Source organism: uncultured Shewanella sp., assembly GCF_947501225.1.
In the GTDB taxonomy this organism is placed as follows: domain Bacteria; phylum Pseudomonadota; class Gammaproteobacteria; order Enterobacterales; family Shewanellaceae; genus Shewanella.
The window spans coordinates 348,088-374,899 of record NZ_CANMUW010000001.1 but is presented as its reverse complement, the minus strand read 5'-3'; the positions used below and the strand labels follow the sequence as shown (position 1 = coordinate 374,899).

At 49.7% G+C, this 26,812-nt stretch carries 9 protein-coding genes; 6 read left to right on the top strand and 3 right to left on the bottom strand.

Annotation, left to right across the window (positions count from 1 at the left end; translation table 11 throughout):
• Positions 1-74 precede the first annotated feature (74 nt).
• The 5 genes from Q1B47_RS01510 (at position 75) to pfaD (ending at position 19,150) form a co-directional block, all read left to right on the top strand.
• On the top strand, positions 75-941 hold the full coding sequence (locus Q1B47_RS01510; RefSeq protein ID WP_299787534.1) for a transcriptional regulator: 867 nt from the start codon (positions 75-77) through the stop codon (positions 939-941).
• On the top strand, positions 941-9,163 hold the full coding sequence (locus Q1B47_RS01505) for a type I polyketide synthase (RefSeq protein ID WP_299787531.1): 8,223 nt from the start codon (positions 941-943) through the stop codon (positions 9,161-9,163). Before Q1B47_RS01510 ends, Q1B47_RS01505 begins: the two co-directional genes overlap by 1 nt.
• Complete coding sequence (locus Q1B47_RS01500) at positions 9,163-11,427, top strand: PfaB family protein (RefSeq protein WP_299787528.1); 2,265 nt, start codon at positions 9,163-9,165, stop codon at positions 11,425-11,427. The genes Q1B47_RS01505 and Q1B47_RS01500 overlap by 1 nt, the downstream gene beginning before the upstream one ends.
• Complete coding sequence (locus Q1B47_RS01495; RefSeq protein WP_299787525.1) at positions 11,427-17,336, top strand: beta-ketoacyl synthase N-terminal-like domain-containing protein; 5,910 nt, start codon at positions 11,427-11,429, stop codon at positions 17,334-17,336. The genes Q1B47_RS01500 and Q1B47_RS01495 overlap by 1 nt, the downstream gene beginning before the upstream one ends.
• Before the next feature lie 188 nt (positions 17,337-17,524).
• Positions 17,525-19,150, top strand: a complete 1,626-nt coding sequence (pfaD, locus tag Q1B47_RS01490) for an eicosapentaenoate synthase subunit PfaD (protein WP_299787522.1) — start codon at positions 17,525-17,527, stop codon at positions 19,148-19,150.
• Positions 19,151-19,661: 511 nt separating this feature from the next.
• Here pfaD and Q1B47_RS01485 read toward each other — a convergent pair.
• The 3 genes from Q1B47_RS01485 to Q1B47_RS01475 all read right to left on the bottom strand — a co-directional run bounded on the left by Q1B47_RS01485 (position 19,662) and on the right by Q1B47_RS01475 (position 25,176).
• A complete protein-coding gene (locus Q1B47_RS01485) occupies positions 19,662-21,878 on the bottom strand; it encodes a c-type cytochrome (protein WP_299787519.1) in 2,217 nt (738 codons plus the stop codon).
• 801 nt (positions 21,879-22,679) lie between these two features.
• The gene (locus tag Q1B47_RS01480) at positions 22,680-23,786 is read right to left on the bottom strand and encodes a PIN domain-containing protein (protein WP_299787515.1); all 1,107 of its coding nucleotides are present in this window, start codon (positions 23,784-23,786) and stop codon (positions 22,680-22,682) included.
• Positions 23,787-24,366: 580 nt separating this feature from the next.
• Complete coding sequence (locus tag Q1B47_RS01475; RefSeq protein ID WP_299787512.1) at positions 24,367-25,176, bottom strand: RecX family transcriptional regulator; 810 nt, start codon at positions 25,174-25,176, stop codon at positions 24,367-24,369.
• 210 nt (positions 25,177-25,386) lie between these two features.
• Here Q1B47_RS01475 and Q1B47_RS01470 point away from each other — a divergent pair, with 210 nt between their 5' ends.
• A complete protein-coding gene (locus Q1B47_RS01470) occupies positions 25,387-26,811 on the top strand; it encodes an SLC13 family permease (protein ID WP_299787509.1) in 1,425 nt (474 codons plus the stop codon).
• Position 26,812: the final 1 nt, after the last annotated feature.

The following is a 26,812-nucleotide window of genomic DNA, read 5'->3' as shown; positions in this document are numbered from 1 at the left end:
GACTTCTGCAGTAGTTTCCGTCCATGAATCCGCATTTAGTCCCAGTAGATTATTAACGGAATAGCGCTGAATCTATGGCAGAGCAAGCTGATAAAAATAAGAAAGCGGAGCATAAAAATCCGGATAAGCGTAAGCGAAGCGCAACCGAGACAAGGCACCGTAATGCGACTACAACACCCGAGATGCGTCGATTCATTCAAGAGTCAGACCTTTCTGTCACGCAACTTTCCAAGGTGCTCAACATCAGTGAAGCCACCGTGCGCAAGTGGCGCAAACGTGACTCTGTAGAAAATACGCCCAACACACCGCACCATCTCAACACGACATTGACACCTCTGCAGGAATACGTCGTTGTCGGACTCAGGTATCAACTTAAGATGCCGCTGGATAAACTGCTCAGTGCGACTCAGACCTTTATTAATCCCAATGTTTCCCGCTCCGGTCTGGCAAGGTGTCTGAAGCGCTATGGCGTATCGCGCGTAAATGATATTGAGAGCCCTCACGTGCCCGAGCGATACTTCAATCAACTGCCGATCGTTCAGGGCAGCAACGTTCAAACCTATACGCTCCACTTCGAAACTCTGGCCGAGACATTGGAGATATCCAGTCCCGATGGCGATAACGTGGTACAGGTGGTATCGCTTACCATCCCGCCTCAGTTAACCGAAGAGCAACCGAGTTCAATACTGCTTGGCATAGACCCGGGCAGCGACTGGATATATCTGGACATATACCAAGATAGCAATACCCACGCCACAAACAGATACATAGCCTATGTGCTGAAGCACGGGCCGTTTCATCTGCGTAAGTTGCTCGTTCGCAACTACCACTCTTTCTTACAGCGCTTCCCCGGTGCCAGGCTCAGTACTGGTACCACAATTAAAAGTGCGGAGACTAACAACAAGACGCCTGAACATCAGGCACCCAGCGGAGACTCATAATGAGCCAAACCTCTAAACCTTCCAGGAATGCTAAGAAGTCAGCTAAAGCGACTGAGCCAGCACAAGACTCACAAGCCACTAATGCTGCTGAAGATAGTCGCCTTAATAAACGTCTTAAAGATATGCCTATCGCCATCGTCGGTATGGCCAGCATCTTTGCCAACTCTCGTTATCTGAACAAGTTCTGGGATCTTATCAGTGAAAAGATCGATGCGATCACCGAGTTGCCATCGACTCACTGGCAGCCGGAAGAGTATTACGATGCCGACAAGAGCGCGCCGGACAAGAGTTACTGCAAACGCGGTGGCTTTCTGCCGGATGTTGATTTCAACCCGATGGAGTTTGGCCTGCCGCCAAACATTCTTGAACTGACAGATACCTCACAGCTCCTATCACTAATCGTAGCAAAAGAGGTCCTGGCGGATGCCAACCTGCCTGAAGGTTACGACAGAGACAAGATCGGTATTACCCTGGGTGTCGGTGGTGGTCAGAAGATCAGCCATAGTTTAACCGCCCGTCTTCAGTACCCAGTGCTTAAGAAAGTCTTCGCTAACAGCGGCATCAGCGATGAAGACAGCGAAATGCTGATCAAAAAGTTCCAGGACCAATACGTACACTGGGAAGAGAACTCATTCCCGGGTTCATTAGGTAACGTGATTGCCGGTCGTATCGCCAACCGCTTCGATTTTGGTGGCATGAACTGTGTGGTCGATGCCGCCTGTGCCGGCTCTCTCGCCGCCATGCGTATGGCACTGACGGAGTTGACCGAAGGTCGCAGTGAGATGATGATCACAGGCGGTGTCTGTACCGATAACTCACCCTCTATGTATATGAGTTTCTCCAAGACGCCGGCATTCACCACCAACGAGACCATTCAACCCTTCGATATCGACTCGAAAGGGATGATGATCGGTGAAGGTATCGGCATGGTTGCATTAAAGCGACTCGAGGATGCCGAGCGTGATGGCGATCGTATCTACTCTGTGATCAAAGGGATTGGCGCTTCATCTGATGGTAAGTTCAAGTCTATCTATGCACCCCGCCCCGAAGGTCAGGCTAAAGCACTGAGACGCGCCTATGATGACGCCGGCTTTGAGCCTCACACTCTGGGATTAATCGAAGCGCACGGAACGGGTACTGCGGCCGGTGATGCAGCTGAATTTGCCGGTCTGTGCTCAGTATTTCGCGATGAGAACGACACTAAACAGCACATCGCACTGGGCTCTGTGAAGTCTCAAATTGGCCATACCAAGTCTACGGCTGGTACGGCTGGTCTCATCAAGGCGGCACTGGCGCTGCACCACAAGGTGCTACCTGCAACGATTAACGTCAGCCAGCCTAGTCCTAAGCTGGATATCGAAAACTCTCCGTTTTATCTCAATACCGAGACTCGCCCCTGGTTACCGCGTGTCGATGGTACGCCTCGCCGTGCGGGTATCAGCTCATTCGGTTTCGGTGGTACTAACTTCCATTTCGTGTTGGAGGAGTACAACGCAGAGCACAGCCGTGAAGATGCGCAAAAGGCCAGATACCGCCAGCGCCAGGTAGCACAGAGTTTCCTCGTCAGCGCCACAGACAAGGCGAAGCTTGTAGAGGAACTGAATGCTTTAGCCGCATCGGCAACTCAGGCTGAATTCATTGTGAAAGATGCCGCGGAAAAATATGCCCTGCGTGAACTCGATGCCAATGCACCGCGCATCGGCCTTGTTGCCAACACAAGCGAAGAACTGGTCACCCAGATCAAGCAGGCGCTCGCTAAGCTTGCTACTGATGAGACAAGCTGGCAGTTACCCGCTGGTATCAGCTACCGCGCTAATGCTGTCGAAGGCAAGGTCGCTGCACTGTTCGCAGGCCAGGGTTCACAGTATCTCAACATGGGCAGAGAGCTTGCCTGTTACTACCCTGAGATGCGTCAGCAGTTTGTGGCCGCAGACAGAGTCTTTGCCGCACATGAAAAGACACCACTTTCGCAGACCCTATATCCAAAGCCTGTCTTTAACAGAGATGACCTGAAGGCGCAGGAAGCCACGCTGACCAATACCGCTAATGCACAGAGTGCAATCGGTGCTATCTCTATGGGTCAGTATGAGCTGTTCACCGCCGCCGGCTTCAACGCCGACATGGTCGCCGGTCACAGCTTCGGCGAGCTCAGTGCCCTGTGCGCTGCGGGAGTAATCTCAAACGATGATTACTACAAGCTGGCGTTTGCCCGTGGTCATGCCATGGCAACAAAAGCCCCTGCTAAAGATGGAATTGAGGCCGACGCAGGCGCCATGTTCGCCATCATCACTAAAGACGCTAGCGACCTTGAAGCCGTTGAAGCGACTATCGCTAAATTCGATGGTGTCAAAGTCGCTAACTACAATGCGCCGACACAATCTGTCATTGCAGGTCCAACAGCCTCAACAGGTGAAGCGGCTAAGGCCCTGAGTGAGCTCGGTTATAAAGCGATCAACCTGCCTGTATCCGGCGCCTTCCACACTGAACTCGTTGGACACGCTCAAGCCCCGTTTGCTAAAGCAATTGACGGCGCTAAATTCACTAAGCCGACGCGCGCGCTTTACTCAAACGCCACGGGTGAGCTTTATGCCAACACAGGCGCTAAGATTAAGGCCTCGTTCAAGAAACATATGCTTCAATCGGTACGCTTTACCGCTGAGCTTGAAGCTATGTATAACGCTGGTGCACGTGTCTTTGTCGAGTTTGGTCCTAAGAATATCCTGCAGAAACTGGTTCAAGGCACCCTCGCTGACAAGGCTGGTGTGACTGCGATCTCTATCAACCCAAGCCCTAAAGGCGATAGCGACCTACAGCTTAAGCAGGCCGCAGTCCAGATGGCCGTTGCAGGTATCAAGCTCGATAATATCGATCCATACCAGGCCGATATTGCCGCTCCGGAGAAGAAGTCTCCAATGAGCATCTCTCTTAATGCGGTTAACCATATCAGCAAAGCCACCCGCGCTAAGATGGCTAAGTCTCTCGAAACTGGCACAGTCACAAGCTCAACTATCGTAGAAGAGAAGATAGTTGAAGTAGAGAAAGTGGTGGAAGTTGAGAAGATCGTAGAAGTTGAAAAAGTAGTCGAAAAGATTGTGGAGATTGCAGTACCAATGTCTAATAAGCAAGAGCTTAGCGCTCAGACTCATCAAGTTGCGCCAACAACCGTAACTAATACGCCATCAGCGGCTGTTAGCAATGACGCACTCACTAATTTCTTTGCAGCGCAGCAGCAAGCTGCTGAGCTTCATCAGCAGTTCCTGGAGATCCCGCAGCAGTACGGTGAGACCTTCACAACCTTGATGAGTGAGCAAACCAAACTTGCAGGCACAGGTGTTGCTATCCCACAGAGCCTACAACGCTCAATGGAGCAGTTCCACCAGCTTCAGGCACAAACTCTGCAAAGCCACACTCAGTTCCTAGAGATGCAAGCACACAGCAACACTGCGGCACTGAGTATGCTTAACGGCGCGCCAGCCTCTGTTAGCGTTAGTGCACCAGCTCAAGTGGTTCAACCTGTAGCTCAACCAGCTGTCATTCAAGAAACTCCTGTTCAATTGGCTGCTCCAGCTCAGGTTGCAAATCAAGTAACAGCAAGCACTGCTGCGGCTCCTGGCGTTAGCGCTCCAGTTGCAAAGGCTCCGGCGACTCCAGTAGCTTCAGCCCCTGTTGCTAAACCAGTACAGACTGTTAGCCATCAAGCCGCTCCTGTACAGTCAGTAGTGACCCCCGTTCCAGTTGCCGCTACTACTCCTGCAGCTCCTGCCGGATTAAGCGCTGCTAAAGTTCAAGCCACTATGCTTGAAGTGGTTGCCGAGAAGACCGGTTACCCGACTGAGATGCTGGAACTTGAGATGGATATGGAAGCAGACCTTGGTATCGACTCTATCAAGCGCGTCGAGATTCTGGGAACGGTTCAAGATGAGCTTCCAGGCCTGCCTGAGCTAAGCCCTGAAGATCTGGCCGAGTGTAGAACATTAGGCGAAATCGTTGCTTATATGAACTCTCAACTGGCTGAAGGCTCTAAGCTTCCAGCTGAAGGGACTAATACAAGTGCCGCTGCAGGCGCTTCTGCAGAGACAGCCTTGAGCGCGCAAACAGCCCTGAGCGCACAAAAAGTCCAGGCAACCATGATGTCAGTGGTCGCCGAGAAGACCGGTTACCCGACTGAGATGTTGGAACTTGAGATGGATATGGAAGCCGATCTGGGTATCGACTCTATCAAGCGCGTCGAGATCCTGGGAACGGTTCAGGATGAGCTTCCAGGCCTGCCTGAGCTAAGCCCTGAAGATCTGGCCGAGTGTAGAACATTAGGCGAAATCGTTGCTTATATGAACTCTAAGCTCTCTACAACAGACGCTGAAGGCTCTAACCTCTCTACAACTGCCACTGAAGGCTCTGCTTCTCAAGCTGCAGCTCCGGTTGCTAATGGTCTTTCTGCAGAGAAGGTCCAGGCAACCATGATGTCAGTAGTTGCCGAAAAGACCGGTTACCCGACTGAGATGCTGGAACTTGAGATGGATATGGAAGCCGATCTGGGTATCGACTCTATCAAGCGCGTCGAGATCCTGGGTACAGTTCAAGATGAACTGCCGGGTCTGCCTGAGCTTAACCCGGAAGATCTGGCCGAGTGTAGAACACTGGGCGAAATCGTTACCTACATGAATAGCAAATTGCCTGCTGGTAATGCTTCAGTAGCTCCTCAAGTGAGTGCTGCGCCAGCTTCAACTGGTCTAAGTGCAGAGACAGCCTTGAGCTCAGAGAAGGTCCAAGGCACTATGATGTCTGTGGTTGCCGATAAGACCGGCTACCCGACAGAGATGCTTGAGCTGAGCATGGATATGGAAGCGGACCTTGGTATCGACTCTATCAAGCGCGTCGAGATCCTGGGTACGGTTCAAGATGAACTGCCGGGTCTGCCTGAGCTCAACCCGGAAGATCTGGCCGAGTGTAGAACACTGGGCGAAATCGTTAGCTACATGAATAGCAAATTGCCTGCTGGTAATGCTTCTGTAGCTCCTCAAGTGAGTGCTGCGCCAGCTTCAACTGGTTTGAGTGCGGATACAGCCTTGAGCGCGAAAAAGGTCCAAGCAACCATGATGTCTGTTGTGGCCGATAAGACCGGCTACCCGACAGAGATGCTTGAGCTGAGCATGGATATGGAAGCGGATCTGGGTATCGACTCTATCAAGCGCGTCGAGATCTTAGGTACCGTTCAGGATGAACTACCGGGTCTGCCCGATCTAAACCCGGAAGATCTTGCCGAGTGTAGAACGCTGGGCGAAATTGTTACCTATATGAATAGCAAGTTGCCTGCCGGAACTGTCGCTCCAGCTAGCGCCGCGGCCGCTCCTCAAGTGAGTGGTTTAAACGCGGATCAAGTCCAAGGCACTATGATGTCTGTGGTTGCCGAAAAGACGGGCTACCCGACTGAGATGCTGGAACTGAGCATGGATATGGAAGCGGATCTCGGTATCGACTCTATCAAGCGCGTCGAGATCCTGGGAACCGTTCAGGATGAGCTGCCAGACCTGCCTGAACTAAACCCGGAAGATCTTGCTGAGTGTCGTACATTGGGCGAAATCGTAAGCTACATGAACTCTAAGCTTACCAGTGCTGGTGCCGCGGCAGGCGCTGCAGTAACTGGTGCGGTTAAGTCAGTAGCAGACACTATCACCTCTTCTCTTGAACTTCCTCCTCACAGCGAGGTGGCGCTAAAAAAGCTTAATGCGGCGGATCAAATCAACAACTGTTTCGCCGCAGACACAACTGTAGTGATTAACGATGATGGTCATAACGCAGGCGTACTGGCAGAGAAACTAACAAAGCAAGGTCTTAAGGTAGCCGTTGTTCGTCTACCTAAAGGCGCGGCTCAATCACCGCTAAGCAGTGATATAGCAAGCTTTCAGGCTGACAGTCTTGATGAATCAGGTATCAACGCTGTGATTGCTCAAATCGAACAGCAACTTGGTCAAATTGGTGGCTTTATTCACCTACAACCTGAAGCTGAAAGCAGCAACGTAAGCGATGCAGTGAACTTGAGCAGTGAAAGCTTCATTCACGTTAGCCAAGCTTTCCTTTGGGCTAAGTTGCTACAGCCAAAGCTAAATGCACCGAGTGATAAGCGCCGCAGCTTTATCACAGTTAGCCGTATCGATGGAGGTTTCGGTTACTTGGACGCTAAGCAGCTTCAAGATGCAGAGCTGAATCAGGCAGCACTTGCTGGATTAACTAAGACACTGAGCCATGAGTGGCCAACTGTCTTCTGCCGTGCTTTAGATGTTGCAACTGACTTAGATGCAACGCACCTTAGCGACGCGATCACCAGCGAACTGTTCGACTCAAGTGCACAGTTACCAGAAGTCGGTATTTCACTCGATGCTAACGGCAACCTTGCACGTACAACGCTGATTGCAGGTGAGGCGAGCAACAAACATGCAGCATCAGAGCTAAACCGAGCAGATAAAATACTGGTGACCGGGGGAGCAAAAGGTGTGACCTTCGAATGTGCCCTAGCATTAGCTAAGCGCACTCAGTCTCACTTTATCCTTGCAGGTCGCAGTGAGCTTCAAGCTATCCCGGCTTGGGCAACAGGCAAGCAGATAAGCGAGCTAAAACCTGCAGCGATTGCGCATATTATCGCTACAGGCAGTAAGCCAACACCTAAGCAGGTTGAAGCGTTAGTTTGGACAATTAAGAGCTCAATCGAGATCAACACTGCCCTTGAAGCCTTTGCCGGGGTTGGCGCAAGTGCTGAATATGTCAGCATGGATGTGACCGACACTGCCGCTATTACAGCGGCTCTTAATGGTCGCTCAAATGAGATCACAGGCCTTATCCACGGTGCAGGCGTACTCGCCGATAAACATATTCAAGATAAGACGATTGACGAATTAGGTCGCGTATACGGCACTAAAGTTAACGGCCTTAAAGCCCTGCTTGCTGCGCTCGATTCAAGCAAAGTGAAACTACTGGCGATGTTCTCATCTGCTGCAGGTTTTTACGGCAATACAGGTCAGAGCGATTACGCTATGTCTAACGACATCCTTAACAAGGCGGCGCTGCAGTTCACTGCGCGTAACCCGCAAGCTAAAGTGATGAGCTTTAACTGGGGCCCCTGGGATGGCGGCATGGTTACCGATGCGCTCAAGAAGATGTTTACCGAACGTGGCGTGTACGTTATCCCACTAAAAGCAGGGGCTGAGCTTTTTGCCACCCAACTGCTCAGTGAGACCGGCACTCAGCTGCTTATCGGTACCTCTATGCAAGGTGGCGATGATTCAAGCAGTAAAGGCGCTTCTGTAAAAAAGCTTAATGCGGGTGAGGTGCAAACTGCATCGCGCCCGCTAGCACCTGTCTCTGTAACAAGAGCCTTAGACCCTGATGCGATGGTCTTTATCCAAGACCACCGCATTAGCGGTAACCCTGTGCTTCCCACTGTATGTGCAATTCAGTGGATGCGTGAGGCGGCGAGCGAGATGCTTGGTACTCGAGTCAAAGTAATCGACTACAAGCTGCTTAAGGGGATCATCTTCGACAGCAGTGATGTTCAGGAGATGACCCTTGAGTTAACACCGATAGAAAGCGAGCCTTCAGCGGCTCTTGGAAATAGCGGCCAAATGCAGGCCTTAATCAGCTGTCAGGGACGTCCCCAGTACAAGGCGACCTTAGTTTCTGCTCAAGATGAATCGCAGGCACCTAAAACCTTCGATTTAGGCGCAGAGCAGCCGGTGACTACAGCACGTGAACTTTACAGCAACGGAACCCTATTCCACGGGCCGCGTCTGCAGGGCATAAAGCAGGTATTTAAGTTTAATGATTCTGGTTTAACTGCATCTTGCCAGCTACCACAAGTGAGTGATTCTGATTGCGGCCAGTTTGTTGCCACGCAGCATATCGGTGGCAGCCAGCCATTTGCAGAAGATCTACTGCTGCAGGCGATGTTGGTTTGGGCAAGGCTTAAGTACGGAGCTGCGAGCTTACCATCGGCTATCGGTGAGTTTATCTCAAACAAACCGCTGGCATTTGGTGATAAAGGGCTGCTGGAACTCAAGGTCATTAAGACGAGTGGACGTTCACTTGTCGCTGATGTCGCACTTTACCATGAAAGTGGTGAACTCAGTGCGATGATGAAAGGGGCGAAAGTCACTATCAGCAAGAACCTCAATAGCGCCTTTTTGAATGAAAGCAATGGGGCCCATAGTGAGAGTGGAGCAGAAGCCTGATGGTCAAATCGACACAAACCGTTAGCCCCTCAGCTAACGCCAGCGTCAGTGATCAAGTTATCAAGAGTGGGATGCCATTGCGCATCGCACTCCTGGTGCTTCCCACTGCACGCGATCTTCATGCCCCCGAGGTAGCTCAACAGCTGCCCCGGTTAATGCCTGAGCTGCACAACTCAGAACTGCTTCACACCACAGAGCTCGTCACTATCGAGGTGGAAGACTTTGAGGCGAACTTAACTGCTACTATCGAAGCGATAGAGCAGGGAAAACTAGTGCAGATCTCGACAGGTACCAGCTCACTGCTGATGATGCATGCGCTAAAGGCGGCGCAAAACAGAATCCACCCCCACGCTCAACTCGCTGCCATGCAGATACAGGCTGAATCAACATCTGATATCACAACGCTTGCAGATGCGACTATGAGTCGAGCATTAAATCAGGCAAAGCGAAAGCCTGATAGCGTCAGCAAACGCGTGGATCTGCCACAACTTAATAGTACAGAGCAGTTCGATCTGGTTTGTGAGCTCATTAAAGACCTTGCCTCTCGTACACACCATAGAGATCCAGCTTCGGTTAGCCCTAAACAGGCGGCCAGCCACTACTGGTTTACCGAACACCATCAGGCTCGCGTGATGGCAATCAACCTCACCAATAGTGCCACTACAACAGAGGGGGCCGACACGGCAAACTGCATCAGCTTCGTGGTCTCTCAAGGCACAGGCTTTATTGCACCAAAATCGATTATCGACTCAAAGCGGTTACAGTTTATAGTGTCGGCTGATAGCCAAACCGGACTATTAGCGGGTCTGGATAAGTTAAGAGCAGACCTCAGCGCGACTCCCCTAATTAAACGGGAGCCACTACTGACTTTGATGCGCGATAATCTTCTGGCTTTTGAAACCGCCAACGGCACATACGCCATCACGCTGCAGGCAAGCTCCCCTGAAGCCATGCTTCAGGAACTCGATGCGATGGTTGAGGCTGTGCCTGGGGTGATGAGTGAAAAAGGACAATATCGTACACCGGCGGGAAGCTATTTCACCGCCGAGCCTCTGGGCTCCACCGACCAAAATGGTCTTGCCTTTGTCTACCCGGGTGTAGGCACCGTATATAGCGATATGTTCAGTGAGCTCCATGGTTACTTCCCGTCACTCTATTCGCAACTGGAACGTGAAGGTGACCTGAAGTCCATGTTCCAGGCCGACGCCATCTATAACTTAGATCCTAAAGTGGCGCCAGCTATGCCGCTGGGCGATCTGGCTATTGCCGGTGTCGGTAGTAGCTATCTGCTGACCCAACTGCTGGTAAAAGAGTTTAAAATCACGCCAAACTTCGCCTTAGGTTATTCCATGGGTGAAGCGTCGATGTGGGCGAGTCTGGGTGTATGGAAAAACCCACATGCCTTGATTGAGAAGACTAAAACTGATCCGCTGTTTACCAGCGCTATTTCGGGTAGGCTCAGTGCGGTTCGCCTTGCCTGGCAGCTGGATGAATCAGCGGCTGATATTGTATGGAACAGCTTTGTGGTTCGCTCAGCGGCAGCGCCTATTCAAGCGCTGCTTCCTGAGTTCCCTCACGCCTACCTTGCGATAAACCAGGGGGATACCTGTGTCATTGCAGGCTGTGAAACCCAGTGCCGTGAACTGCTGGCTAAGATGAAAAAACGTGGCATAGCCGCAAATCGGGTAACGGCGATGCATACCACGCCGGCACTTGAAGAGCATGCTAATGTAATAGCGTTTTATACTCAGCCACTGCAGGAATCACTACCGACAGGTATTAAGTTTATCAGTGCAGCCTCTGATGAAACCGCTATATCAAATGCGCAAGGCTCTCTCGACAGTCAAGTCGTCGCACGTTCAATCGCCGACACCTTCTGCAACACCCTGGACTTTACCTCGCTGATCCATGGCGCGCAAAGCCAAGGTGCCAAGCTGTTTGTCGAATTAGGCGCAGATAGGCAAAACTGCACCCTTATCGACAAGATTGCCAAACTAGACAGAAGCTGTGGCAGCGAATCAGGCTGCTACCCATGCTGCACCGTGCCCGTCAATGCCAAAGGAGGTGATGATATCACCACCCTTCTCAAGGCGTTAGGCCAACTTATCAGTCACCGTGTGCCGCTTTCAGCTGCGCCTCTCATCGATGGATTAAATCGAGAGATAGCGCTGGCAAAGCTCGAGACCCGGGCATCAGGTGATGGTGCTGCCGGCTCAAGGCACAGTGAGCATTCGATGAAACAAACAATACAAGGGGAAGCTTAATGTCTTCTTCAGAAAACATCTCTGACTCCAAAAAAATGACTAAGCAGAGCAAGATAGCCATCGTCGGTTTGGCGACCCTCTATCCCGATGCCAAGAGTCCACAGGAGTTCTGGCAAAACCTGCTCGATAAACGCGACTCCCGCACCACCTTAACCAATGAAAAACTCGGTGCAAACAGCGCCGACTATCAGGGTGTACAGGGACAGTCAGACAGGTTTTACTGCGATAAGGGGGGCTATATCGAAGACTTTTGTTTCGATCCCAATGGCTACCGTTTATCACCTGACAGTTTAACCGGGCTCGATAACAGCTTTCTCTGGGCCCTGGACACCAGCCGCAAAGCCCTGGAAGATGCGGGCATTGCACTTCACAATGATGATTTGTTGCAGCGCACGGGCGTGGTCATGGGGGCGTTATCTTTCCCCACGGAGCGCTCAAACGATCTGTTTCTGCCTATCTATCATGGCGTTGTTGAAAAGGCGCTGCGTAACAAACTGACAAGTGAAAAATTCAGCCTGAATCCGACCAATGCAGGAACGGCGCGCGCCTCTCAGGAAACAAGCCTCGACAGTGCTAACGGCTCCATCGCCCATAACACCTCAAAGGTAGTAGCCGATGCACTCGGTTTAGGCAGCGCCCAGCTAAGTCTGGATGCCGCCTGCGCTAGTTCAGTTTACTCACTAAAGTTAGCCTGTGACTATCTCAGCACGGGAAAAGCCGATGTGATGTTAGCCGGAGCTGTCTCAGGTGCAGATCCTTTCTTTATCAACATGGGATTCTCAATCTTCCATGCCTACCCGGAACATGGCTTCTCGGCTCCGTTCGACGCCAACAGTAAAGGCCTGTTTGCGGGCGAAGGCGCCGGAGTATTGGTACTCAAACGTTTGGAAGATGCCGAACGCGACGGCGATAAGATCTACGCGGTTGTCAGCGGTGTAGGCCTGTCAAACGACGGCAAGGGACAGTTTGTGCTCAGCCCTAACCCGAAAGGCCAGGTCAAAGCCTTCGAGCGCGCCTATGCGATGAGTGATATCGAACCTAAAGATATCGAAGTGATCGAGTGTCACGCAACGGGAACACCGCTGGGTGACAAGATTGAACTTACCTCGATGGAGACCTTCTTTGCAGATAAGCTGGCCGGCGAAGAGATACCACAGATAGGCTCAGCCAAGTCTAATCTGGGCCATCTGCTGACAGCAGCAGGCATGCCCGGGATCATGAAGATGATCTTCGCCATGAAAGAGGGGGCACTGCCGCCGAGCATCAATATCAGCGATGCAATATCTTCACCCGATGGCATGTTTGGTTCGGCTACGCTACCAAATCAGGTTCAGCCCTGGCCGATGAAGGAGGGGAATACATTACGTCATGCCGGTGTCTCCGTATTTGGTTTCGGTGGTTGTAATGCGCACCTGCTGCTGGAGAGCTATTTACCTCCAAAAGACGCCGCGGGCGCCTCACCTCATCCAGCCGCAAGCAAACAAGCAGTAAAACCTGAAGCGATGAAGATAAGCGGTATTGCCTCTCACTTCGGTCCTCTCAGCAGCATTAACCGGCTTAACGATGCAGTAATATCAAACAGCAATGGTTTTATCTCACTGCCTAAGAAGCGCTGGAAGGGACTCGAGCAACATCGCGAGTTACTTGCCGAATATGGCCTTGGCGACGCGCCACAAGGCGCCTATATCGACAGTTTCGAACTCGACTTCCTGCGCTTCAAACTGCCACCGAATGAAGATGACCGCTTGATCTCACAGCAGCTGATGCTGATGCGGGTCACCGACGAAGCGATTCGTGATGCCAAACTCAAACCGGGCCAGAAAGTAGCGGTCTTGGTTGCCATGGAAACCGAGCTTGAGCTGCATCAGTTCCGCGGTCGCGTCAACCTGCATACTCAATTGAGTGAAAGCCTCGCAGCCATGGGCGTCGCTCTGAGCAGTAACGAGTATCAGGCACTCGAAGCCATTGCGATGGACAGTGTGCTGGATGCAGCCAAACTCAATCAGTACACCAGCTTTATCGGTAACATCATGGCGTCGCGGATCGCCTCGCTGTGGGACTTCAACGGGCCGGCATTTACCATCTCGGCCGCCGAGCAATCGGTCAGCCGTTGTCTCGATGTGGCACAGAACCTGATGTCAGAAGATGAACTCGATGCAGTGGTGATTGCCGCCGTCGATCTCTCCGGCAGCTTCGAGCAGGTGATACTCAAAAATAGTATTGCCCCCGTGGCGATGACTCCGGCCAACAAGCGAGTCGATGCTGCAGAGAAGCAGGGCTGGAATGTCGGTGAAGGCGCAGGAGCTGTAGTATTAGTCAAAGATGAGGCTCGCGCTGCGCACTCATATGGCCAGATAGATGCCCTCGCCTTCGGCCACGCACTAGATGTGCCATCGGTTACCGATAAGTTATTGACCCAAACCGGTACAGATTCAAACAAGCTCTGCGTCGCTGAAACCAATATCGCACCGGGAAGCCTGGTAAGTGCACAAACCGGTGTAACCGACACGGCTTTCCCTAATGCTATCGCCACCAGCGCCGATAGTCGTGTCGGCCACTGCTTCGCCGCGGCGGGAATGGCGAGCCTGCTTCATGGCCTGTTGAATGTCTCACGACATCACAAGATGACTGACAACAACGCAGCCCTTATCACGAATATCAGTGAAAACCAGGTCTCTCAATTGCTGATCAGTCAAAGTGAAGCAGAGCGACGCGCACTGCAGCGCCGTTTAAGCAGTGAACTGATATCAGACGCCAAGCATCAACTGTTGAAGCAGGTGACCTTAGGTGGACGAGATATCTACCGACATATCGTCGACGCACCACTGGCGAACTTAACGTCCATTAAGAGCAAGGTCGCCCAGGGCACCGAGTCTTCGGTGGTAAAGCAGCCAAAAGCAATAATCGCTCGCCCACAGCAACAACATCAAGCAGCACCGGTAAGCCCCACTCAGGCGCCGGATGCCCCTACGATCAAACAGAATGTGACAGCCAAAGCCATGACAACTCAATCTAAGTTAACGACTACGCCAAGCACACCTATCGATGTTTCATCCGGTGACCTGGCTGCATTCGCGCACAATCAGCAGCTTGCTCAGCAGGCGCACCAGGCATTTTTGAAGAGCCGCTCAACCGGTATGAAAGTAGCCGATGCCCTGCTTAAGCAACAGCTAGCCCAAGTGACAGGTCAAGAGCCTGCACCAGTAACGAGCACTGCGATCCCAGCGCCTGTTTCATACGCTAACACCTTGAAAACCACACCAGAGCTCAAACCTGATCATGCAAACGTGCCACCCTACACGGCGCCGATACCTGAACTTAAGCCCTGTATCTGGAACTACGCCGACTTAGTTGAGTATGCCGAGGGCGATATCGCCAATGTATTTGGCTCAGATTACGCCATCATCGACAGCTACTCGCGCCGGGTGCGCCTGCCGACCACAGATTACCTCTTGGTATCTCGCGTAACGAAACTCGATGCCACCATGAACGAGTTCAAACCTTGTTCTATGACCACAGAATATGACATTCCGGTCGATGCGCCCTATCTGGTCGATGGTCAGATCCCATGGGCCGTAGCAGTTGAATCTGGCCAGTGTGACTTGATGCTGATCAGCTATCTTGGTATCGATTTCGAAAACAAGGGTGAGCGCGTCTATCGACTGCTCGACTGTACCCTCACCTTCCTGGGCGATCTGCCACGTGGCGGCGATACTCTTCGCTACGATATTAAGATCAACAACTATGCCCGTAACGGCGACACCCTGCTGTTCTTCTTCTCCTACGAGTGTTTCGTCGGCGACAAGATGATTTTGAAGATGGACGGCGGTTGCGCCGGTTTCTTCACCGACGAAGAGCTTGCCGACGGTAAAGGGGTGATCCGCACCGAAGATGAGATTAAGGCGCGCAGTCTGGCCGTGAAGAAGAGTTTCAACCCGCTACTGGACTGCCCTAAAACCAGCTTCAACTATGGCGAGATCCACAAGCTGCTGAGCGCAGATATCGAAGGCTGTTTCGGCCCGAGCCATGCGGGCCCGGCACAACCCTCACTGTGCTTCGCATCGGAGAAGTTCCTGATGATCGAGCAGGTCAGCAAGGTTGAACGCAATGGCGGCACCTGGGGGCTTGGCCTTATCGAAGGCCATAAGCAACTGGAACCGGATCACTGGTACTTCCCGTGTCACTTCAAGGGCGATCAGGTGATGGCGGGCTCACTGATGGCCGAAGGTTGTGGTCAGCTACTACAGTTCTTCATGCTGCACTTAGGCATGCACACCCATACTAAGAATGGCCGCTTCCAGCCACTGGAAAATGCCTCGCAGCAGGTTCGTTGCCGCGGACAGGTACTGCCACAGTCCGGCACCCTGACCTATCGCATGGAAGTCACCGAAATCGGCTTCAGTCCGCGCCCTTACGCTAAGGCGAATATCGATATCATACTCAACGGTAAAGCCGTGGTCGACTTCCAGAACCTGGGTGTGATGATCAAGGAGGAGGATGAGTGTACCCGCTATCCACTTCTTACAACTGAGGCAAGCGCGCCAGCGGCTTCTGTTAATAATGAGCCTTCAGCGTCTCTGAAAAAAGAGCCATCAGCGGCACTTAATAAAGCGCCTGCGGCGTCTCTTAATAAGGAATACCAGCCCGCATCGGTAAACGCACCGCTGATGGCACAGATCCCGGACCTGAGCAAGGAGCCGAATAAGGGTGTGATCCCGCTTTCACACGTCGAGGCGCCAATTACGCCGGACTACCCCAACCGCGTGCCCGATACCGTGCCATTCACGCCGTATCATATGTTTGAGTTTGCCACGGGTAATATCGAAAACTGTTTCGGCCCCGAGTTCTCCATCTATCGCGGCATGATCCCACCTCGTACACCTTGTGGCGATCTGCAGGTGACCACACGAGTTATCGAGGTCAACGGTAAGCGTGGCGACTTCAAGAAGCCATCATCCTGTATCGCCGAGTATGAAGTGCCTGTTGATGCCTGGTATTTCGATAAAAACAGCCACCACGCCGTGATGCCCTACTCGATATTGATGGAGATATCACTGCAGCCAAACGGCTTCATCTCGGGTTACATGGGCACGACCCTGGGCTTCCCGGGCCTCGAGCTATTCTTCCGTAACTTAGATGGCAGCGGTGAGTTGCTGCGCGAAGTCGACCTGCGCGGCAAAACTATCGTCAACGATTCACGTCTGTTGTCGACCGTCATGGCTGGCACCAACATCATCCAGAGCTTCAGCTTCGAGCTGAGCACAGATGGCGAGCCCTTCTATCGCGGCACCGCGGTATTCGGTTACTTCAAGGCTGAGGCATTGAAAGACCAGCTTGGTCTGGATAACGGTAAGGTGACTCAGCCCTGGCATGTGGCTAACGGCGTTGCACCAACAACGACTGTCAACCTGCTAGATAAGAGCGTTCGTCACTTCAATGCACCGGCCGATAAGCCACACTACCGCCTGGCCGGTGGTCAGCTGAACTTTATCGACTCTGTTGAAATTGTCGATAACGGCGGCACTGAAGGTCTTGGTTACCTGTACGCCGAGCGCACCATCGACCCAAGTGATTGGTTCTTCCAGTTCCACTTCCACCAGGATCCGGTTATGCCGGGCTCGCTCGGTGTTGAAGCGATTATCGAAACCATGCAGACTTACGCCATCAGTAAAGACCTGGGCTCCGGGTTTAAGAACCCTAAGTTTGGTCAGATCCTGTCGAACATCAAGTGGAAGTATCGCGGCCAGATCAACCCGCTGAACAAGCAGATGTCTATGGATGTCAGCATCACCTCTGTTAAAGATGAAAACGGCAAGAAGGTGATCACAGGTAACGCCAGCCTGAGTAAGGATGGTCTGCGTATCTACGAAGTCTTCGATATTGCAATATCCATAGAAGAAGCTCTTTGAATTTGAGTTATAGACTGGCTATTTTGCTCAATTTCTGTGTCAAAAGTGCTCACCTATAGTCATAGGCTGCGCGCTTTTTTCGGGAAATTGGGCAAAAATATCTGCGTCCTAACTCAATTCATGCAACGAACTGAATTTGATTTAATAAAAAGCTAAAAGCTTAAAAACAGATAATATAAGGGTCAACAATGAATCCTACGACAACAAATGAAAACCTGGCGCCTTGGCCTTGGGCTGTAAGCAACAGCGATATCAGCTTTGATGTGGCGACTATGGAGCAGCAGTTAAAAGACTTTAGCCGCAGCTGCTACCTGGTTAACCACAGTGAGAAAGGTATCGGCATCGCCCAGCAAGCAGAGGTTGTAACAGGATCAGCATCATCTGCCGCTCAGCCTGTCAGCGCCTTTGCACCAGCTCTTGGTACCGAAAGCCTGGGCGACAGCAACTTTCGCCGCGTTCACGGCGTAAAATATGCCTATTACGCCGGTGCGATGGCCAACGGCATCTCATCGGAAGAGCTGGTGATTGCACTGGGCAAAGCCGGCATTCTCTGCTCATTCGGTGCCGCGGGTCTTATCCCGAGCCGCGTAGAAGCCGCGATCAACCGCATCCAGGCCGCACTGCCAAACGGCCCATACATGTTCAACCTTATCCATAGCCCGAGTGAGCCGGCGCTGGAGCGTGGCAGCGTCGAGCTGTTTTTGAAGCATGGCGTACATACCGTTGAGGCCTCGGCGTTTCTTGGCCTGACACCGCAGATTGTCTACTACCGCGCAGCGGGCCTTAGCCGCGATGCCCATGGCAACATTCAGATTGCCAACAAGGTCATCGCTAAAGTCAGCCGCACCGAGGTTGCCGAGAAGTTTATGATGCCGGCACCCGCTAAGATGCTGCAAAAGCTGGTCGATGATGGCTCTATTACTGCTGAGCAGATGGAGCTGGCCCAGCTGGTTCCTATGGCGGACGACATCACGGCCGAAGCCGATTCCGGCGGTCACACCGATAACCGTCCTTTGGTTACTCTGCTGCCGACTATCCTGGCACTTAAAGAGGAGATCCAGGCTAAATTCAACTACCCGACACCAATTCGTGTCGGTTGTGGTGGTGGCGTGGGTACTCCCGATGCGGCGCTGGCCACCTTCAACATGGGCGCAGCCTATATCGTTACCGGCTCAATCAACCAGGCCTGTGTCGAGGCCGGTGCCAGCGAGCATACCCGTAAGCTGCTCGCCACTACCGAGATGGCCGATGTGACTATGGCACCCGCTGCCGACATGTTCGAGATGGGCGTAAAACTTCAGGTCGTTAAGCGCGGCACCCTGTTCCCGATGCGTGCTAACAAGCTTTACGATATCTACACCCGCTACGACTCTATCGAAGCGATTCCGGCGGATGAGCGTGAGAAGCTGGAGAAGCAGGTTTTCCGCTCGACTCTCGATGAGATCTGGGCCGGCACCGTGGCGCACTTTAACGAGCGCGACCCTAAGCAGATCGAACGTGCCGAGGGTAACCCCAAGCGTAAGATGGCACTTATCTTCCGCTGGTACCTGGGGCTTTCCAGCCGCTGGTCAAACTCGGGCGAAGCGGGCCGTGAGATGGATTACCAGATCTGGGCAGGCCCGGCACTGGGCGCATTCAACCAGTGGGCCAAGGGCAGTTACCTGGATAACTACCAGGACCGTAACGCAGTCGATCTGGCTAAGCACCTGATGTATGGCGCAGCTTATCTTAACCGCGTTAACTCGCTAACCGCTCAAGGAGTTAAGCTACCTTCTGAGCTACTGCGCTGGAAGCCGACCCAGAGGATGGCTTAAAGCAGCGACGAGCTGCGAGTAGCGAGTTTAAAGCAATCACAAGCAGTTGCGAGGAAAGGTCTCAGCCTTGAGCGGCTCTTATGGATAGCCCTGAGCGGATTTTGAAAAAGAGAAGCTGTAAGTTTTAAGTTGTAAGCTATAAGAGAAAGCAAAAGCCATCGGGCACTTCTTACCTGGATAGAAGTCGTGCCGATGGCTTTTTTAGTTTTGCTCAGCCATAAACTAAAGAGCAAAATTAGTTATATCCCCCTGAAGTTGCCAGTTTTTCATATTGATAAACACCTTTGATATTGACTTTAAAAGTATTTAGTCTGAAAAGTGACTCACTCCCTCTTGTTATCCAAGTCCCCCGTATCGGGTTGTTAGATACCGTGGACGTGACAATATACAAAGTTTGTACAGACAAAATAGATCGAATGTACAAACTCAGAGCCTTACTTTAAAAAGCCTATCACTCGGTTGAATACATAAATTTCACTATATTCTCCCTGAGAGTCCATTTAAGAGCATATTATGGGGTCGGAGCCAGAGCATCAGCTATTGCCTGAATTTCTTCCGATGTCAGACTGGACAAGCCAGACATAGCCCCAACACTTGCGATTGCGGCAGCTATTTCAGCTGCTGTTCGTCCGGTTTTATCACTAAACCCAGACCCCAAGCCATTACCGGTATGGCAAGAGCCACAGTTCGCAACAAACAATGCGGCACCATCAAGGGCGGCGGGCGCCGAATCAGGGTACTTAGTCGTATCTGCCAATGCCTTATATAGGTCCTTAATATCACTGGTAGAAGACTCGGCAAGAACTGCGCCCATTATAGTCCCAGGATTACCAAACTTAACCTTGTGTTGATCTTCGTAGGGTTTAGCTCTGAAATGTGCGCCAACGGTAAATTCGCCACCATCAACCATAATTGACGTGCCATCAACACCATGACAACCGGCACAATTTTGCGCGAAGATAACGTCGCCATTGGCTTTGTTACCATCCTTACCAATATTTGAGAATGTCCGGCCTCTATTAGGATAAAACCCATCATCAAGAGTAATGTCATATAGCTGGGTTGTATCAACAGCTTCCTCTTTAAGGAATCTGACTAGTTGCCATATTTGCGCATCGGTAAATATCTGACTTAAGTTTGGCATTTGGTCGCCGACCGTAGTATCTCCGTTGGGATCGTAGGTAGAAAGGTCGGTTGCAATATCACGTCTTGTTGCGGTGCCGGTTTTGAGCGCAATAAATAACTGTTGCAAGTCGTAACTTTCAACTAATGCAGCTAAATCCAGATCAGCAACATTTGGTCTGCTCGTTTTAGGAGCTCGATCACTGTATGCACCTTCACGACCCAAACGATCCCAACCATGACACTGTTTACAACGGAAGAAATCGCCAAAGGCCATAATATTATCCAGCTCGGCCTGACTATTAAGGTTGGAGTTGGCTAGGGTAAATCCTGTTCCGGTAGGATCACTTGCCCAGAATTTATCGTATAACCGCCCACCATTAATACCTTCGCCGGCTCCCCCTGGAGGAACATCAGGATAATTATCTGCATTGGCAAGCGCCTTAAAGAGATCGATAATATCGTTATTATCGGTCAATTGAGGCCCCATGATTGAGCCAGGATGGCCGAATTTAACTTTCAGTATATCCTCATAAGGCTTAGCTCTGACATGTCCACCAACAGAATACTTGCCACCATCAATCATAAAGGCCGTACCATCAGCACCGTGGCAATCTTTACAGGTATTAGCAAATAAGATATCACCATTAGCAGCATCGCCATCCTTACCAATGTTTGAGAATGTGCGGTCACGATCTGGGTAGGTTCCAGCCCCAAGAGTTAGATCATAAACTTGACTGGTATCTACTGCTTCAAGAGCAAAGAACTTCACCAAGTCCCAAATTTGTTCATCGGTAAGTATCATGCTGTAATTGGGCATTTGATCGCCTACAACACTATTTTCAGTAGGATCATAAGTAGACAAATCGGTATCTATATCACGTCGGTTTGCACTGTCAGCCTTAATCGCGGCGAACAACTCTTGTTCAGAGTAGCGGGTAATCACGGAGGTGAGATCGAGATCTGCTACATTGGGTCTGCCAGTATTAGGTGCGCGATTACTATAGGCACCATCTCGACCTAAACCATCCCATCCGTGGCACTGCTTACAACGGAAAAAATCCCCATTACTTATAATGCCATCGAGTTGTTCCTGTGTACTGAGATTGGAGTTGTTAAGCGTGAATCCGGTACCTGTCGGATCTTGTGCCCAGAATTTATCATATAAACGGCCGCCATTAACACCATCATAAGTGCTGAGAACATTCACTGTTAATGTATCGGAGGCTGTAGCACCTTGATCATCAGTTACAGTCAACTGAAATACCAAATCAGCTGATGACTTAACCATTGGGGCAAAAAATGTCGCTGTTGCACTACTTGCATCACTTAAAAGAACCTCTGTGCCAGAAGTTTGCTGCCATGCGTAACTGATGACAGTACCATCGCTGTCTGTTCCGCTACCAACCAGAGTGACACTTTCTTGTTCCTTCGCACTCTGGTCAACTCCTGCATCTGCTGTCGGGGGTAAATTTTGTACCGTTGAGCTACTGTCATTCGAGTCGCTATGAAAACACCCCGGTAAAGATAACGCCATAGAGAGTATTCCAGCAAAGAGAATAAACGGGGGAGTTTTTTCCCCCTTAGCAATGCTAATTTTGTTCATAATTAAATTCCTTGAAATTCACTTACCTTGTTGGTTTACCTTTTTGTTTAAGTGATATTAACGGCTGTTTAACCGACGTAGGGTTGGTCGTTGACCAGTCCAAAAGCAACCGATAGCCTTACAATTATAGTGGGTAATAATCAAAACCCTTGCCGGATTACGCCTATAGAGAGGGGAGTAAATAATCTAACCTAAGATTTATGGCGTTATCTGTTTGATTCGTTTGGACAAGATAAACAACATACTAAACCATCTATGGACGCTCCCCTTCGTCAAGGCAATACCTCTCTAACTAAGATATTTTTTACCTTAGTTAATCTTTGAGACTCGTGACCGCTAAAGGGGGAAAATTACCCTCTGAGCTACTGCGCTGGAAGCCGACACAGAGGATGGCTTAAGACAACTGCGAGCTGCGAGTAGCGAGTAGCGAGTTGCGAGTTGCGAGTTGCCAGTTGCCAGTTGCGAGGAAAGGTCTCAGCCTTGAGCGGTTCTTAAAAATAGAAGTCAGCCTTGAGCGGTTCTTATGGATAGCCTTGAGCGGATTTTGAAAAAGGGAAGCTGTAAGTTTTAAGTTGTAAGTTGTAAGTTGTAAGTTCAAAGCTAAAAAGAAAGCCACCGAGCATTGAGTTCTGGTGGCTTTTTGTTTGAGTCATCTTCACTTCTGCAGAACATTTTAATGCCGCAATAAGCGGTGAGTAACAGTTTGCTAAAATGTGAAACGAAGTGGAACCGAGCAAACTGTTACGAATCCGACTTTATTGCCTTGCTATATCACGGCTACACGTAGCTAAGTTTTTAGATTTACTCACCACTTAAATCTAGCTCTTTTACGCTAATTATTTCACTATTTTCTTCATTCAATTCAAATGAAGATTCAGTAAAATCTAATTCTGAAATTTCAGCATTAGCTCTTATGCCGTCCATATAATCAATGTAGACATATGCTGAAAAAACTTCTGTATGCTTTTTCACTATGTCGTTATAAAGTACAAACATATAGACTTTATCTTCTGGATCCCAAGGTGAACGATCGTAATCAGCAATAGAATAATAAGCTTTTAAGGTGACTTCAAAATCGATTTCATACTCTACATGCTCATCAGATACCGAAATTATATTTTTGTTGTTTATACAAATTGACTCAATACCGACTTGGTATATTTCATCCTCGAGTCCATCTGCCTCATCGGAATAAAATTCAGATGAGCTGATTATCTCATTAACACTCTCAATTAAATTCGCTTCTAGCTGCTCAAGAATGCTATCAGCAAATTTAACAGGCTCTTTTAACTCTTCTTCTTTTCTGACAACCAAGTCTAAAAAGTCATCAACTCTCTTTAAGTGAATCAAGTTGTCTAAAGTTGCAGCATATTTTTCCATATCGCCATCATCACTGATCACATATAAAGTATGACCTCTCTCTTTACTTACTTTAGATACAGCTTCTAGAACAAATGCATCAGGAAACTCAGATTTTTTATTTGCTCCACCAAATGGTGGTTCTGATTTAAAATATTTTTCGAAAACAACTGAAGCATCAACACCTTTTATATCAACAACTTCAGCTGAACTCTTTTCAAGAAAACCTTCAAACTTTTCTAAAGCAATGTTATAAATATCGTCTGCTTTTACTTTCTCGAAAACACCATGACAAGCAAGTTCAGGAGTGTTTCTTAAAAACATAGCGTCTTTTTGTATTTTCTTTATAGCTCGTGCAGACTCTTCTGATTTTTCTAGCAAATGGGCTTTTATTTCATTTATCGTAATTTGAGTAATTAGAAGGTGAAGCCTTTCTGATTCAAGAAAGTCACACAGCTTACCTAACGCATGCTCACTAAACTGATAGTTTTTACTTTCATATGCCGATGTATCAACAAAAACTAATCGACTTTCTAATTCAGTGCTCATAAATTACCTCGTGATATAACGCTTTTCTAAGAGAAAAATTACAGTTTTGCTATAATGCGCGGAGCGCGAGTAAACTGTAATCGTGAAAGTGCCAATTATTCACAATGATTTTAGCAACTTATCAGCAAAATCCCTGTGAAACAATAACCATTTTTTGCGGAGTAACCGAGAATTTAGATAACCAATAAATGGGATCAGAGTAAAGTGTTCAAAAGAGTTGATTGGCTTCTTCTTCCCTAAATGGCGTACTCAATAATTGAGTTCGAGTTTGCCCGGCCCTGTCCTTAAGTGGTCACACTTTAATCGATCTTACATATTGGATTCAACATGCTTTGTCACATTTTAGTGAAAGTTTTTCCTTAAAAAGAATAGCTTGTATCTAATTGAAGCAAGTACAACCAAATCGAAGAGAGAACATAACCCAGTGTAGATGCGGCTGTGACCGTCCGTGACAGGGCGAGGTTTCACAAGGTGAAACTCTCCGAGCGAGAGGTAGGGTGAATATGGCAAAGCCATAAGCTTATGAACGAAGATAAAGGGGTCGGAGCCCTTTATTTAATAATTTCATAAGCAGTTTCTGTCACTCATCATCCAGGCTCATCGCCTCTTTGATCTCGTCACTGCCGAACCCTTTACGGGACAGATAGGCATACGCTTTCGACTTTTCTTTATAGTCCGATAGATCATAGCGCTTCTTTGCCAGCTCATTCTTACAGCTTTGATAGAAATCGACATCACCTGTGAGCGATAATTGATACAAGGTTTCTTCGAAGTCGCTGACATCGATCAGTCGCTGCTTCAGCTCCTGCAGGATGAGGGTTTCGCCTTTGCCTTTGTTAAATAGTTTGATGATCTCGGTGGCCAAGTCGGCCTTGTCTGCTTTTATGGCTAACTTACTGCGCAGTGTTTCACGCTGCGGATGTTGTGACAGTGCGTGGTCAATCTCTCCCCGGGAAAAACCCTTGCTGGTCATCCAGGCATAGACCTTTTCCCGGGTCGTCGCGCAGAAGTTCTCATATCTGCTTAACAGCCTGGATGTCGCCATCTTGAAGGCATCGATGTTTTGCTCCTCCATCACCTGCTCTATTGCGGTATCAACCTCGGTGACGGCGATGCCTCGCCGTTGTAACTTACCTCTGATGGCACCGGCACCGAGCTCATGGCTGAAGGCCAGCTCGCAATAACGCACAGCGAAGTCGAAGTCATTTTTTAGGTAACCGCTCTCTAGCAGATTAGCGAGCACGGTCTCGATCCACTCCCGGTTTTCGGTTTTGCGCTCGAGCTTGGTGCGAATCTCATTGATGGTAAAATCTTGCTGACTAAGGTGCCAATAGGCACTACTGAAAACATTGTCGATGGTTTTGGCTTGACGTAGTGGTGGGCGTTGCATAACAAACTGGTCTTAAATTAAAAATTTATCAAAAGCAGTGTAGCAGATCCCCGAGCTGTTGAGTACGCGCGATAGTGAGCCTACCGTTTGTCTAAATGGTGATCTGACGCCAAGTAGCTGTTGTGTGTTTGATAGATAATTCCTTCACTATGTAAATAACTTGTTTATATAGATAGAGACCAGATTTGTTTAGTAAGGAAGCAGCACTGTATGCGCCAATACTTGAAGTACATAATCCCCGTTCTTATCCCTCTGATTGTTCTATCCCTCCCCACCAGCTTTTTTCCTTTTGATGATTTAACAGTCATACAACAGCGAGTGATTGCAATATTTCTATTGGCGGCATTGTGTTGGGTGATGGAACCGATTCCAATTTATGCAACATCCGTGGTTATTATCGTATTAGAGTTATTGCTGCTCTCCGATAAAGGTTTCATTCTATTTCGCTTAGCCGAAGAGCAAAGCAACTTTGGTGAACTGTTAAAATACAACGAGATAATGGCGACCTTTGCCAGTCCAATCATTATGCTGTTTCTTGGTGGTTTTTTCCTGGCCATGGCGGCAACCAAATATCGTTTGGATATCAACCTGGCCAGGGTGTTATTAAAGCCGTTTGGCAGTGAACCTCGCTTTGTGATGCTGGGATTAATGTTGATCACCGGTATCTTTTCTATGTTCATGTCGAACACCGCCACCACTGCGATGATGTTGTCGATTTTAACCCCGGTTATCGCGCTGTTTGGTCCCAAAGACCCAGGTAAAATCGCGTTCGCATTATGCATTCCAGTGGCGGCCAATATTGGTGGTATCGGCACCCCAATCGGAACCCCTCCAAATGCGATTGCGCTTAAATATTTGGTGGACGATAACCTGATCACCTTTGGTGAGTGGATGATGTTTGGTGTGCCCTTTGTGGTGGTGATGATGACCGCCTCCTGGTTTCTGATCAACCATCTGTTTCCCGCTAAGCAGGAGAAGATAGAGCTTAAGATAAGAGGAAAATTTTTAAAGACGCCAAAAGCGATTACCGTTTACATCACCTTTATTATGACCATAGGGCTATGGTTGATGGGGTCGCGTCATGGTATGAACGCTTACACCGTTGCCTTGATACCCGTGGCCATCTTCTCGTTAACCGGCATAATCAATAAAGAGGACCTTAAGAAGATCTCCTGGGATGTTTTATGGTTGGTTTCGGGGGGTATCGCATTAGGGCTCGCGCTCGATAAAACAGGGCTGGCACGCCTGGTGGTGCACAGCATCCCATTTGATGCCTTCTCACCATATGTGGTATTGCTAGGTGCGGCGAGCTTATGTTTAATCATGGCTAACTTCATGTCCCATACGGCTACCGCGAACCTGTTAATGCCCATTATGGCGGCTCTGGGCACCTCGATGACATCCTTGACGCCGCTGGGAGGTGAGATCACATTGATTTTAGTCGTCACCTTCGCCGCTTCGCTCGGTATGTCGTTGCCAATCAGTACGCCACCGAACGCTTTAGCCCATGCAACCGGTCATGTTCAGACCAGGCAGATGGCAAAAATTGGGGTTATTCTTGGCGTTTTAGGTGTCTCTCTGAGTTTTGTGATGGTGTGGGTCTTGAACATCACAGGTTTTATTGGTCAGCCTTGAG